Raw genomic sequence first — 13,525 nt, 5'->3', positions numbered from 1 at the left:
GGTCATGTCCGATGGCCCCCTGATCGTCCAGAGCGACCGCACCGTCCTGCTCGAGGTCGCGCATCCCGCGGCGGAGGACGCTCGCCACGACCTCGCCGTCTTCGCCGAGCTGGAACGCGCGCCAGAGCACATCCACACCTACCGCATCACGCGGCTCGGCCTCTGGAACGCACGCGCCGCCGGGCACACCGCCGAGGACATGCTCGGGACTCTCGAGAAGTACTCGAAGTTCCCCATCCCGCAGACCGTCTCGGTCGACGTCTCCGAGACCGTGGCCCGCTACGGCCGCCTCGTCATCGAGCGTGACGACGAGGGCACGCTGCTGCTGCGGTCCTCCGACCGCGCGGTGCTGCTGGAGGTCGCGACGGCCAAGCGCATCGCACCTCTGCTCGTGGCACGGCGCGACGAGACGGCCTTCACGGTGGAGGCCTGGGCCCGCGGCCAGCTCAAGCAGGAGCTCGTGAAGCTCGGCTGGCCCGCGGAGGACCTCGCCGGGTACACCCCGGGCACGCCGCACCCGATCGACCTCGACGAGAGCGACTGGGCGCTGCGCGACTACCAGCGCAAGGCCGTCAGCAACTTCTTCGACGGCGGGTCGGGCGTCGTCGTGCTCCCCTGCGGTGCAGGCAAGACCCTTGTCGGCGCCGGGGCGATGGCGACGGCGAAGACCACGACCCTCATCCTCGTGACCAACACCGTCTCGGCCCGGCAGTGGCGCGACGAGCTGCTCAAGCGCACCTCCCTCACCGCGGAGGAGATCGGCGAATACTCCGGCCAGGTCAAGGAGGTCAAGCCGGTCACCATCGCGACCTACCAGATCCTCACGGCGAAGCGGAAGGGCGAGTACGCCCACCTCGCCCTGCTCGACGCACTCGACTGGGGCCTCGTCGTCTACGACGAGGTGCACCTGCTGCCCGCGCCGGTGTTCAAGCTGACGGCCGAGTTGCAGGCGCGACGCCGGCTGGGACTCACCGCGACGCTCGTCCGCGAGGACGGCAGGGAGGGCGACGTCTTCAGCCTGATCGGCCCCAAGCGCTTCGACGCACCGTGGAAGGAGATCGAGGCGCAGGGCTTCATCTCCCCCGCCGCGTGTTTCGAGGTCCGCATCGACCTCCCCGCGTCCGACCGGCTCAGCTACGCCGCGGCGGCGGACGACGAGCGCTACCGTCTCGCGGCGACGGCGCCGGCGAAGCTGGAGGTCGTGCAGCAGCTCGTCGAGCGGCACGCCGGCGAGCGCATCCTGGTGATCGGCCAGTACCTCGATCAGATCGACGAGCTCGCGGAGGCGCTAGGCGCTCCGCAGCTCACCGGTGCGACGCCGGTGGACGAGCGGGAGCGGCTCTACCAGGAGTTCCGCGAGGGCACGACGCCGGTGCTGGTGGTCAGCAAGGTCGCCAACTTCTCCGTCGACCTCCCGGAGGCCACGGTCGCCATCCAGGTCTCCGGTTCGTACGGATCGCGCCAGGAGGAGGCCCAGCGCCTCGGCCGGCTGCTGCGGCCCAAGCAGTCGGGCCTGTCGGCGAACTTCTACACGTTGGTCTCGCGCGACACGGTCGACCAGGACTTCGCCCAGAACCGGCAGCGGTTCCTCGCCGAGCAGGGCTACGCGTACACGATCCTGGACGCGCACACGTTGGCCGCGGCGTAGGCTCCCGAACGTGCCTGTCAGACGCCGGGGTCGGCGGCGAGGCGCGAGAGGGTGCGCCGCGAGCCGGCGTCGTCGGGGTCGTCGCGGACGGTGATGAGCGCCTTCCACAACGCCCAGCCCCTGGCGCGCGCCCAGGTCGCGTCGTCGAGCTCGATGGTGTCGCCGAATGCGCGACGCGCGCTGCCGTCGAACATCGTCCACGCGGGCACCAGGTCGCAGGCGGGATCCCCGACGCCGGACGTGCCGAAGTCGATCACGGCCGAGAGGCGTCCGTCGGCCACCAGGAGGTTGCCCGGCGCCGCATCGCCGTGGAACCAGACCGGCGGCGCGTCCCACCGCGAGTCCTCGGCGGCGTCCCAGATCCGCCGGGCCGCGCGCGGATCGATGTCCCTGGCCCCGGCGTCGATCGCGGCGAGCGCCTCGTCCCGGTAGACGCCGGGCGGGTCACCGCGGAAGAAGTTGTGGGTGCCCGGCGCCGGGCCGCCGGCCGCATCGACCTCCCGCAGCGCGACCAGGAAGTGTCCCAGGTCTTCGGCGAGCGTCACCTCGTCGAGGTCAGCGGCCAGCGCCAACGGCGTCCCCGGCAGCCAGCGATAGACCGACCAGGGGAACGGATACCCCGCTCCCGGCTCGCCCTTCGCGACCGGCACGGGGATCGGTAGCGGGAGCCGCGGCGCGAGCCGTGGCAGCCACGCGTGCTCCTTCGCCACCTGCTCGAGGTAGCCGCGCGCGCTCGGGAGGCGCACGCTGAGCTCGTCGCCGAGCCGGAACGTCCGGTTGTCCCAGCCGTCCCACTCGACGGGCCGGACGGGCAGCGTGCGGTATTCCGGGAACTGCTCGTCGACCAGGCGACGGACGAGCGCGACATCGATGACCGGGCGGTCGGTCATCCGCGCTTCACATACCGCAGGAGCAGCGTGTCGCCGGACTGCAGGACGTGGGCGAGCCGCATCCCGACGGGGAGGATCGGAGCGGCCCCGGCGGAGATGCGCGAGGCGACACCGCCCTCGAGGGTCGAGCCGATCGTCAGGCAGAGCTCGTCGACGGCGCCCGCCGCGATCAGGTCGCCGAACAGGTGCGGGCCTCCCTCGCAGTGGATGCGCGTCAGTCCGCGCGCGACCAGCACCTCCACCAGCCGGCGGGGCTCGACGCGCTCCTCGCCGCAGATCACGACGTCGGCCACCTCGGCGAGCGCCTCCCGGGTGTCCTGCCGTGCGAGTTCCGTCGTGACGATGATCGGGCGCTCCGGCGCGTCCCGGAAGATGGGGCTCGCCGGGTCGAGGTCGAGGCTCGCGGAGACGATCGCGAAGACGGGGTGGGCGGTCATCCCGTCCTCCCGCCGTGCGCGTTGCGAGACCTCGTCGACGCGCATCGCGCCGTAGCCCTCCGCGCGCACCGTTCCCGCTCCGACGACCACGACGTCGCACAGCCGGCGCAGGATGTCGAAGACGCGGTGGTCGGCGTCGTCGGAGAGGCCGCCGGAGAGGCCCTGCCGGGTGGCGGCGCCGTCGATGCTGGAGACGAAGTTCACGCGCAGCCAGGTCGGCTCGGCTCCGGCGCTGTAGAGCTCGGCGATCCGGGCGTCGCCGATGCCCTCCTCCGCGGGCAGCGGGAAGAGCGCGTCGATGGTCGCCTCAGTCATTCACATCCCCCATGTTGTGCTTGAGGTAGGCCGGCGGGCGGAGGCCGAGGATCGCCTCCGTCATGCGTGCCGCGGTGACCGAGCCCTCCACGTCGTGCATGCGGATGATCCGGGCCCCGTTGACGATCGCGACCACGGCGGCCGCGATGGAGCCGTCGCGGCGTTCGCTGCGCGGCGCGTCGAGCGTCTCGCCGATGAAGTCCTTGTTCGACACCGCCGCGAGCGTGGGATAGCCGAGGTCGGCGATCTCGGAGAGCCGGCGCGTCAGCTCGAGCGACTGGAGGGTGTTCTTGTTGAGGTCGTGGCCGGGGTCGAGGATGATCCGCTCCTCCGGCACCCCTGCGGCGTTCGCGCGCTCGACCCGTTCGAGCAAGAAGGCGGCGATCTCGCCGGCGATGTCGTCGTAGACCGGGCGCGGGTAGAAGGTGCGCGGAGCCGCGAGGCTGTGGGTGAGCACGAGCGTCGCCTCGCTGTCGGCGACGACGCGTGCGAGGTCGGGGTCGCTGAGGCCGGTGGTGTCGTTGATGACGGTGGCTCCTGCCGCGATCGCTCCCCGGGCGACCGCGGCATGGAAGGTGTCCACCGAGATGACGACGTCGGAGCCCGCGCGGAGCTGCTGGATCACCGGAACGACGCGGTCCGCCTCATCTGCGACCGGGATCGGAGCCCCGGGCGCGAAGGGCGCCCCGCCGATGTCCACCCAGTCGGCACCGGCCTCCACCGCTCCGAAGCATGCGGCGACGGCGGCGTCGAGCGCGAAGGTGCGCCCCCGGTCGAAGAAGGAGTCAGGCGTGCGGTTCACCACGGCCATCACCGCCACCCGCTTCGAGAAGTCGAACGTGCGCGCGCCGATGGTGCGCACGGGGATGCGGAGCGGCGGGAGGTACATCGCGGGGTCGGCCCCAGTGGTCTCGGCTGTGTCGGCGGTCTCGGCGGTCTGGGCGCTCTCGGTGGTCTCAGAGCGCGGCAAGGTCGACGCTCTCGTCGGCGAGCCGCTGGCGGTCGACGGGTTCCGTGGCGCGGACGAGACGCTGGATCTGCTCCTGCACGTCCCAGACGTTGACGTTCATCCCGGCGACCACGCGGTCGTCGCGCAGCCAGAAGGCGATGAACTCGCGCGCCTCCACGTCGCCGCGGAACACCACGTCCGCTCCCTTCGCCAACGGCGCATAGCCCGAGTACTCCATGCCCAGATCGTATTGGTCGGAGTAGAAGTACGGGATGTCGTCGTAGCTCGCGTCCTCCCCCACGATGGCACGGGCGGCGACCGTGCCTCCCGCGATCGCGTTGGCCCAGTGCTCGTTGCGCAGGCGCCGGCCGATCGCCGGGAGGAACGGGTTCGCGACATCGCCGACCGCGTAGACGTCCTCGATGACCGTGCGCATCGCCTCGTCGGTGGGCACTCCGTTGTCGAGTGTCAGCCCCGATCGTTCGGCCACGAGCGTGTTCGGCGCGGCACCCACCCCGGCCACGACCACGTCCGCCGGGATGCGCTCGCCCGACGCCAGCACGACCGCCTGCTCGTCGCCGCCCTCGACCGCGACCACCTGGGCGTCGTTGCGGAACGCCACCCCGTTGTCGCGATGCAGCGTCTCGAACACCTGCCCGAGCTCCGTGCCGATCGCCGACGCGAGCGGCACCGCGGACCGTCCGACCACCGTGACCTCGTTGCTGTAGCCGCGCGCGGCCGCGGCGACCTCCAGGCCGATCCAGCCGGAGCCCACGACCACGATCCGGCGACCGCCCACCTCGAGAGCGGAGCGCAGCCACTGGGAATCCTCGATTGTTCTCAGGGAGAAGACCGCCCCGTGTCCGCTGCCCGGCACGCCGAGCGGACGCGGGGAGGCGCCGGTCGCCAGCACGAGGCTGTCGTAGGTGATCCGGGCGCCCCCGGCGACGAACAGCTCGTGCGCGCCGGGATCGAAGGAGCCGGCCTCTTCCTCGGCCAGGAACTCCACCTGATTGTCGGCGTACCACTCCTCCGGCTTCACCGCGGCGTCCTCGAACGGCGCCTCGCCCTTCAGGAACTCCTTGGACAGCGGCGGCCGGATGTACGGGTGGTGCGCCTCCTCTCCCAGCAGCAGGATGCGACCGTCGAATCCGCGCTCGCGCAACTCGACGGCGGTCGTGGCTCCGGCCAGTCCGGCTCCGGCGACGACCACGGTGGGATGGGACATGGGGGCTCCGATCGCTGGTGATTTCAGCATCCACTTTTCACACTGCGCGCGCCAGTCCCTCACACCCACCGCGCACCGTCGGCACACTCACCGCGCACCGTCGGCTCACAGGTAGAATTCAGCGCACGCGCAGATACTGTTCGTCATGAACGCAGGACCCCGCATTCTCATCGTCGACGACGAGCCGAACATCCGCGATCTCCTCACCACCAGCCTCCGCTTCGCCGGCTTCGCCGTGCGCGCGGTCGGCAACGGCGCCCAGGCGATCTCCGCGGTCCTCGAAGAGGAGCCAGACCTCATCATCCTCGACGTCATGCTCCCGGACATGAACGGGTTCGGCGTCACCAAACGACTCCGCGGCGCGGGCTACACCGCGCCGATCCTGTTCCTCACGGCCAAAGACGACACCGAGGACAAGATCACCGGACTGACGGTCGGAGGCGACGACTACGTCACCAAGCCGTTCAGCCTCGACGAGATCGTCGCGCGCATCAAGGCCATCCTGCGCCGCACGATGCAGGCCGATGAGGACGCCGTGATCCGCGCCGGCGAGCTCACGATGGACCAGGACACCCACGAGGTCTTCGTGGGCGACACCCCCATCGAGCTCAGCCCGACCGAGTTCAAGCTGCTGCGCTACCTCATGCTCAACCCCAACCGGGTGCTGTCCAAGGCGCAGATCCTCGACCACGTCTGGGAGTACGACTTCAACGGCGACGCCGGCATCGTGGAGTCGTACATCTCGTACCTGCGCCGCAAGGTGGATGCGCACTCCAGCGAGCCGCTCATCCAGACCAAGCGCGGGTTCGGCTACATGCTCAAGGCCGCCAAGGCGTGACCTTCCGCGCACATCCGCGGCACAGCCTCCACTGCATAGACTGACGGCCTGATGCACTCACGCCTGCTCGACCGCTGGAACGCGATCTCCCTGCGCACGAAGATCACCGGGGTGACCGTGCTCATGCTGACGCTCGGGCTGCTGGTGACCGGCATCGGCACGATGTCGATGCTGAAGCCGGTGCTTCTCGAGCAGCTGGACGCGCAGTTGTCGGCGGCGTCGGGTGCGAACTACGTCAACGCGTACCTGTACCCGTCGTCATCGGACAAGGACAAGATCGCCACCGACGCGAGCCCGTCGGACTACTTCGCGGCGCTGTACGACTCCAACGGCAAGCTGGTCAAGACGAACTGGACGAACATCCCGTTCGCGCACCGGCCGGCGATCCCCGCCAACCTCACGCTCTCGCAGGCCAAGACCATGCCGGTCGGAGGGTTCCCGCTGCAGAGCAATGACGGCAGGACCTCCTACCGCGCCCTGGTCACGACACAGACCTTCGCCGACACCGGCGAGCTCGCGACCGTGATCATCGCCACGACGACGAGCCAGATCGACACCGTGATGGCGGCGTTCCTGGCGATCTTCCTCGGCTTCGGCGTCATCGTCATCATCGTCGGCGCCGGCCTCACCCGGATGCTCGTGACGACGACGTTCTCGCCGTTGCGCGAAGTGGAGCAGACGGCTGCGGCGATCGCCGACGGAGACTTCAGCCAGCGCCTCGGCGGAGCGACGCCGAACACCGAGGTCGGCCGGCTCAACCGCTCCCTCAACACGATGCTGAACCGCATCGACCGCGCGTTCAACGACCGTGCGCGCACCATCGACCAGATGCGCCGGTTCGTCGGCGACGCCTCCCACGAGCTGCGCACACCGCTGGTGTCGGTGCGCGGCTACGCCGAGCTGTACCGGATGGGTGCCCTGCAGACCCCGGACGACGTCGCGCAGGCGATGGACCGCATCGAGAAGGAGGCCATCCGCATGGGCCTCCTCGTCGAGGATCTGCTCGAGCTGGCGCGCCTCGACGAGACCAAGCCGCTCGACCTCCACCCGGTGGATCTCGTGCGCATCGCCAGGGACGCCGCCATGGACGCCATGGCCGGCTCCCCCGACCGCACCGTCGCCGTGCTCACTCCGAGCCCGGTGCCCGCCCCCGCAACGGCGCCCGCGGACGCCGAGGCGTTGGAGCCCGGCGTGGACACCGTGCCGTACACGATTCCCGACGAGGTCTCCCGGCCGGCCAACGCCACGGGTCCGATCGCGTTCGCCGGCTCGGCGCTCGCCCGCCTGCGCCGCGGCAGCCGCGGGCGCCGGGCCAGCACCGGGCCGATCCCGGTGACGACGACCGAGAGGGTCGTGCTCGCGACCCCGCCGGCCGAGCCGGCGATCGTCATGGCCGAGGAGAACAAGCTGCGCCAGGTGGTCACCAACCTGATGGGCAACGCGCTGCGCTACACCCCCGAGGGCAGCCCGGTCGAGATCGCCGTGCAGGTCGACCATCGCGCCGACCGGGCGGTGCTGGAGGTCCGCGACCACGGCGATGGCATCCCGCCGCAGATCCGCGACAAGATCTTCCAGCGCTTCTGGCGCGCCGACACCTCCCGCGCCCGCGAGACCGGCGGCAGCGGACTGGGCCTGGCGATCGTGTCGTCGATCGTGTCCGCCCACCACGGCACGGTGGAGGTCGTGGAGACCGACGGAGGCGGAGCGACGTTCCGGGTTTCACTGCCGCTGGCCGACCAGCAGGCACAGTAGATCGCCTGAAGCGCCCGGTAGGCGCAGGTGATCGTGCTGGGCACGTCGAGGAGCGCAGCCGACACGTCTGATAACAGGTGGCGGGATCATCTGGCGGGAGGCGGCAAAAGGCCCGACAGATGACCTGAGCTCCAGATTGCAGCCTCCGGTGTGATGTGCGACTCATCGCGGTACATCAGCGTGTTCCCGACGACGACCGGACAGCTGCCGTCGATGCACAGCCAATCGGTCGTCGGCACGAACACGGCCTTGGCCGACTCGACGGCGGCCTTCATTCGAACGGTGAGCGCGAACGGGCTAACGAGGTCCATCGACGCATTGCACATGCTGACCGCGTCGGTGTGCCTGGCCACGCACGAAGGGATATCCGCACCGAGGAAGGGAGTGTCGCCGAGCAGTGCGACCTGCTGGGCGCCTGCCTTCCGTAGTTGACTGAGGAAATCCGTCACCCCCGAGAACCAGGCCGCGGCGGGCGGGTTCCCGAGATTTCTGTACGACACGATAGACGAGGCGATTACGAGCTGCGGACGCAACTCGGCCACGCGAGAGACCACCGACCGGTGTACCTCGGCGCATTCGGTGTAGTCGCGACTGGGGTCGACAGGATTCGGGATGCGGGCGGTCGTCGGCGCGCACAGGGCTTTGGTCAGCGAGATCAGACGCCAGCTATTCTCCGCTGCGACGCGATCAAGGGCAGGGAACCATTGGGCGGCGTGCGAATCGCCCACGAGGACGACCGTGCGACCGGCTGCCGGGTCGCCGAAAACGCAGTCACCGAACTCGATCTGCAACGAGTCGAGATGGCAGCCGTTGACGTATGTAGCGGGCACCGAGTCGGCCGCGCCCGCGAGCGACGGCGTGAGCGACTCGGGCAGCGACGCGAGTTCGAGCCCTTCTCTCAACTGCCGAGCGGCCTCCGCGCCCCCGACTTGAGGGAGCGCAGAAGCCGTCGCCAATCCCCCTGCCTGCAGCGTGGGAAGTGCGATCAGCGTGGCGCCGGGAACAAGGACGACGACGAGGCACGTAGCCGCGGGGGGGGGGGGGGGGGGGGGGGAAGACGGGCGGACGATGCGCGGAACACGCGCTCCACACACACGTAGGAAAGGATTCCCGCTGCGATCGACGCCAGACAGAGCTGAACGCGGAGCGGCGCCGGGAGCTCGCCGATCTGAACACCGAGAACCGCGGCGGGGAAGACAAGCAGCGGCCAGTGCCACAGGTAGATCGAGTAGCTCCATCGACCGATCGCTCTCATCGGCGCCCACCGGAGGACCGCGCCTGCACCGATGCCCATCGCGTCGCCGCCGACGATGACCGCCGCGGTGGCGAGCACCGGAACGAGCATGGCGATCCCCCGTGCCGTCGTGCTGTCGTCGAACACGACCGCCGAAGCGACGATGGCCACGACTCCGCCGATGGCGAGGACGCGCCTCAGCCCGCTCGGGATCCGACCGAGCTCAGGACCAACCACGACGATCATGGCGCCCACGGCGAACTCCCACGCGCGCGTCGGCAGCATGAAGAAGGCCCACGACTGGGACGTAGCGGTGGCCGCGGCGGCTACGCTCGCGACGAGCGAGGCCACCGCGAGCACGCCGATCCCGACCAGCAGGACGGTCGTCATGTTGCGCCGACGAGCCATCGCCATCAGTCCGAAGATGATCAGGGGCCAGATGAGGTAGAACTGTTCCTCGACCCCGAGCGACCAGAAATGAAGTACCGCCGACTGCTCTACGGCCGGCGCGAGGTAGTCGGTCGACTGCTCGGCGAACCGGAAGTTCGCGACACTCAGCACGGCCGCGATGATGTCTCGTCCCAGCGACGCCCATCGGACGAACGGCAGGACCAGGTAACCGGCAACGGCGACCGCGACGAGGACGAGGGCTGCTGCGGGGAGCAGACGACGACCACGGCGGACAGCGAATGCGACGAGGTCGAGCCGCCCGCTGCGCTGGAACTCGCGGATCAGCAGGCCCGTGATGAGAAAGCCGGAGAGGACGTAAAAGACGTCGACCCCGACGTAGCCCCCGGCGACGCCGAGCAACTGAGCGTGATACGCGACGACCAGGGTGACGGCGAGGGCGCGGAGGCCCTCCAGATCGCCCCGGAAGCTCTCCGACACGGCCCCTGTGCCGTTTGATGTTGTACGTTCTACATCTGACATTCTCAGCGTCACCTGGCGACTCTAGCAGGGCCGAGCGGATGATGAAAGAGGGCGCCCCCGCATGAATGAACGGGTCCCGGAAAGTTGGACTGGCCAAGTAGGACGCAAAACTGCTCCCCAGAAGTCGGAACTGAATTTCTCAGTCCAACTCCCGGGGAGCAGTTCAGAACGGGAGACGCCCTCTTCTCGTGTGTCGGACGGACTCAGAAGTCCATGCCGGCGCCCGGGTCGCCGACCGGCGCCTGGTTCTTCTCGGGCTTGTCGGCGACGACGGCCTCGGTGGTGAGGAACAGGCCGGCGATCGAGGCCGCGTTCTGCAGCGCCGAGCGGGTGACCTTCACCGGGTCGTTGATGCCGGAGGCCAGCATGTCGACGTACTCGCCGGTCGCGGCGTTGAGGCCGTGGCCGACCGGGAGGTTGCGGACCTTCTCGACGACGACGCCGGCCTCGAGGCCCGCGTTGATGGCGATCTGCTTCAGCGGAGCCTCGATGGCGACCTTGACGATGTTCGCACCGGTCGCCTCGTCGCCCGTGAGCTCGAGCTTCTCGAACGCGGTCTTGCCGGCCTGGATGAGAGCGACGCCACCACCGGCGACGATGCCCTCCTCGACGGCGGCCTTCGCGTTGCGGACCGCGTCTTCGATGCGGTGCTTGCGCTCCTTGAGCTCGACCTCGGTGGCCGCGCCCGCCTTGATGACGGCGACGCCACCGGCCAGCTTGGCGAGGCGCTCCTGGAGCTTCTCGCGGTCGTAGTCGGAGTCGGTGTTCTCGATCTCGCCACGGATCTGGGCCACGCGGCCGGCGATGGCCTCGGGGTCGCCCGCGCCCTCGACGATGGTGGTCTCGTCCTTGGTGATGACGACCTTGCGGGCCTGGCCGAGCAGGTCGAGGGTGACGTTCTCGAGCTTGAGGCCGACCTCCTCGGAGATGACCTGGCCGCCGGTGAGGATCGCGATGTCCTGCAGCATGGCCTTGCGGCGGTCGCCGAAGCCCGGAGCCTTGACGGCGACGGACTTGAAGATGCCACGGATCTTGTTGACGATCAGGGTGGCCAGGGCCTCCCCGTCGACGTCCTCGGCGATGATGAGGAGCTGCTTGTTGGCCTGGATCACCTTGTCGACGATCGGGAGCAGGTCCTTGATCGAGGAGATCTTCTGGTTGGCGATGAGGATGTACGGGTCTTCGAACACCGCCTCCTGGCGGTCCTGGTCGGTGACGAAGTACTGCGACAGGAAGCCCTTGTCGAAGCGCATGCCCTCGGTCAGCTCGAGCTCCGTGCCGAAGGTGTTCGACTCCTCGACGGTGACGACGCCCTCCTTGCCGACCTTGTCGATCGCCTCGGCGATGATCTCGCCGATGGTGGTGTCGCCGGCGGAGATGGACGCGGTGGCGGCGATCTCGGCCTTGGTCTCGACCTCCTTGGCGCTGGCGACGAGCTCTTCGGTCACCGCGGCGACGGCCTTCTCGATGCCGCGCTTGAGGGTGATCGGGTCGGCGCCGGCGGCCACGTTGCGGAGGCCCTCCTTGACGAGCGCCTGAGCCAGGACCGTCGCGGTGGTGGTGCCGTCACCCGCGACGTCGTCGGTCTTCTTCGCGACCTCCTTGACGAGCTCCGCGCCGATCTTCTCGTACGGGTCGTCGAGCTCGATCTCCTTCGCGATGGAGACACCGTCGTTCGTGATCGTGGGGGCGCCCCACTTCTTCTCGAGGACGACGTTGCGACCGCGCGGGCCCAGCGTCACCTTGACCGTGTCGGCCAGGATGTTGAGGCCGCGCTCGAGGCCGCGACGGGCGTCCTCGTCGAAAGCAATGATCTTTGCCATGTGTTTCTCGTCCCTCCCGGACGTCTGCGAAAGATTCCGTGTATTAGCACTCGATCAGATGGAGTGCTAAAGCGATTCTGGCACTCGCGCCCCAGGAGTGCAAGGCGCGCGGTGGAGCTAGGGGCAGCGCGGAGCGATGCCGCGACCCCAGCGCCGAGGGAGCCTGCGACCGAGGTTGCCCCGCAACCGACAAAAAGAAGAGCGCCGCCCCGAAGGGCGACGCTCTCTTAGTATGGTCTTGCCGATCGCTGCGTACTACAGCGGACGCACCGACTCGGCCTGCGGGCCCTTGTTGCCCGAGCCGACCTCGAACTGCACCTGCTGGCCCTCTTCGAGAACCTTGTAGCCGTTCATGTCAATTGCGGAGTAGTGAACGAAAACGTCCTGCCCCCCACCTTCGACGGTGATGAATCCGTAGCCCTTTTCAGCGTTGAACCACTTCACGGTCCCGTTCGCCATGCATTACTCCCATTGCTGTGTCGCTCGCCCGGTCCAGCGCCTGGCGTTGAATCCCGATCCTAATGCTTGTAATGCCCGGTTACGCCAGTCTTTTGGCCATTCCGTTACCAAAAAGGGCGAAACCGAAACACGCGTGAAACAAAGGGGATCAGCCGGTGTAGTCGCTCCCGATGACGACGGTGAGGTCGGCGCCGGTGTCGGCGAAGGCCTGCGACTCCTGCACGGTCGCCCCGGGCAGCGACTGCGCCGCACCGAGCGCTGCAGCCTGATTCTTCGGGTCGGAGTAGTACACGATCGTCTGCGTCAGGTTCTGCTGGTCGGCGTTGGCGACGGCGCCGATCTTCCAGCCGGCCGCGATCAGGACATCGCGCACCTTGCCGCCGAGGCCTGCGGTCGTCGTTCCGTTGAGCACGTTCACCGACAGCGACGGGTCGACCGTCGGCACGATCGTCGGCGTCGGGGTCGGCGTCGGCGTCGGCGTGCCGGAGGTCGTGTTCGGGGTGCCGTGGAAGGAGATGGAGCCGCTCACCAGCGAGAGCCCGAAGATCCCGGCGCCGACCAGGACGATGACGGCGAGCGCGGCCCAACCGACCGCGATCCAGCCTCGGCCCTTCGGCCGCGGAGCCCGGTGCGCGCCGACGCGCTGGAGGCCGTCGGGGATGTCGTCGAACCGGTCTCTCGGGTACTTCTCTGCCATCTAGGGGTGGTTTCCTCGCGGTGTCAGTCGCCGGACGGGAGTGTCCGGGATCGCCGTGCTGCCAGCCGGGTCTCGCGCAGCCGGAGCAGGCGCTTGACCAGCATGGGGTCGTGCCTGAGCGCCTCCGGACGGTCGATCAGGGCTCCGAGGAGCTGATAGTACCGCGCCGCCGAGAGGCCGAACTCCTCGCGGATGGCCTGCTCCTTGGCGCCGGCATGCCGCCACCACTGACGCTCGAACGCGAGGATGGCGGCCTCACGGTCGGTCAACCCGGCTGCGTCGGGCTGGGGGATCCGGTGGTCAGCGGCTTCCGCCACACGCACCG

Annotated in this window: 13 protein-coding genes; 3 read left to right on the top strand and 10 right to left on the bottom strand. The window is 69.1% G+C overall.

Annotated features, from left to right (window positions below; all coding sequences use genetic code 11):
• The first annotated feature begins 4 nt into the window (after positions 1-4).
• Entirely contained in the window at positions 5-1,648 is a 1,644-nt protein-coding gene (locus ASF88_RS04155; RefSeq protein WP_055914612.1) for a DNA repair helicase XPB, read from the top strand.
• Positions 1,649-1,665: 17 nt separating this feature from the next.
• Here the strand turns inward: ASF88_RS04155 and ASF88_RS04150 are convergent, their stop codons facing one another.
• The 4 genes from ASF88_RS04150 to ASF88_RS04135 form a co-directional block, all read right to left on the bottom strand.
• Complete coding sequence (locus ASF88_RS04150; protein WP_055914609.1) at positions 1,666-2,538, bottom strand: aminoglycoside phosphotransferase family protein; 873 nt, start codon at positions 2,536-2,538, stop codon at positions 1,666-1,668.
• Positions 2,535-3,290, bottom strand: a complete 756-nt coding sequence (locus tag ASF88_RS04145) for a pyrimidine reductase family protein (RefSeq protein WP_055914606.1) — start codon at positions 3,288-3,290, stop codon at positions 2,535-2,537. The genes ASF88_RS04150 and ASF88_RS04145 overlap by 4 nt, the downstream gene beginning before the upstream one ends.
• Positions 3,283-4,179, bottom strand: coding sequence for a dihydropteroate synthase (gene folP / locus ASF88_RS04140; RefSeq protein ID WP_055916642.1), 897 nt, complete (start codon positions 4,177-4,179; stop codon positions 3,283-3,285). The genes ASF88_RS04145 and folP overlap by 8 nt, the downstream gene beginning before the upstream one ends.
• 67 nt (positions 4,180-4,246) lie before the next feature.
• Positions 4,247-5,467, bottom strand: a complete 1,221-nt coding sequence (locus ASF88_RS04135; protein ID WP_055914603.1) for an NAD(P)/FAD-dependent oxidoreductase — start codon at positions 5,465-5,467, stop codon at positions 4,247-4,249.
• A 145-nt stretch (positions 5,468-5,612) separates the two neighbouring features.
• Here ASF88_RS04135 and ASF88_RS04130 point away from each other — a divergent pair, with 145 nt between their 5' ends.
• Both ASF88_RS04130 and ASF88_RS04125 read left to right on the top strand, forming a co-directional pair.
• Positions 5,613-6,305, top strand: a complete 693-nt coding sequence (locus ASF88_RS04130; protein ID WP_018191755.1) for a response regulator transcription factor — start codon at positions 5,613-5,615, stop codon at positions 6,303-6,305.
• A 51-nt stretch (positions 6,306-6,356) separates the two neighbouring features.
• Positions 6,357-8,057: a sensor histidine kinase gene (locus ASF88_RS04125; RefSeq protein WP_055914598.1), complete on the top strand. Its 1,701-nt coding sequence runs from the start codon at positions 6,357-6,359 to the stop codon at positions 8,055-8,057.
• An 86-nt stretch (positions 8,058-8,143) separates the two neighbouring features.
• On the opposite strand, the gene ASF88_RS04120 is transcribed toward ASF88_RS04125, so the two are convergent.
• The 6 genes from ASF88_RS04120 to ASF88_RS04095 form a co-directional block, all read right to left on the bottom strand.
• On the bottom strand, positions 8,144-8,959 hold the full coding sequence (locus ASF88_RS04120) for an SGNH hydrolase domain-containing protein (protein WP_055914595.1): 816 nt from the start codon (positions 8,957-8,959) through the stop codon (positions 8,144-8,146).
• 83 nt (positions 8,960-9,042) lie between these two features.
• Complete coding sequence (locus tag ASF88_RS04115; RefSeq protein WP_082518739.1) at positions 9,043-10,221, bottom strand: acyltransferase family protein; 1,179 nt, start codon at positions 10,219-10,221, stop codon at positions 9,043-9,045.
• Positions 10,222-10,424: 203 nt separating this feature from the next.
• Entirely contained in the window at positions 10,425-12,044 is a 1,620-nt protein-coding gene (groL, locus tag ASF88_RS04110) for a chaperonin GroEL (protein WP_055914588.1), read from the bottom strand.
• A 255-nt stretch (positions 12,045-12,299) separates the two neighbouring features.
• Positions 12,300-12,503 carry a cold-shock protein gene (locus tag ASF88_RS04105; RefSeq protein WP_055914585.1) on the bottom strand — a complete coding sequence of 68 codons (204 nt, stop codon included), beginning with the start codon at positions 12,501-12,503 and terminating at the stop codon, positions 12,300-12,302.
• 148 nt (positions 12,504-12,651) lie between these two features.
• Positions 12,652-13,200 (bottom strand): LytR C-terminal domain-containing protein, encoded by a 549-nt coding sequence (locus ASF88_RS04100; protein WP_055914582.1) that lies wholly within the window; start codon positions 13,198-13,200, stop codon positions 12,652-12,654.
• A 23-nt stretch (positions 13,201-13,223) separates the two neighbouring features.
• Positions 13,224-13,523: a DUF3263 domain-containing protein gene (locus ASF88_RS04095; protein ID WP_055914579.1), complete on the bottom strand. Its 300-nt coding sequence runs from the start codon at positions 13,521-13,523 to the stop codon at positions 13,224-13,226.
• Positions 13,524-13,525: the final 2 nt, after the last annotated feature.

This window comes from Leifsonia sp. Leaf336 (assembly GCF_001423695.1).
Taxonomy (GTDB): Bacteria; Actinomycetota; Actinomycetes; order Actinomycetales; family Microbacteriaceae; genus Leifsonia.
This window is presented reverse-complemented; position numbering and strand designations above follow the sequence as displayed.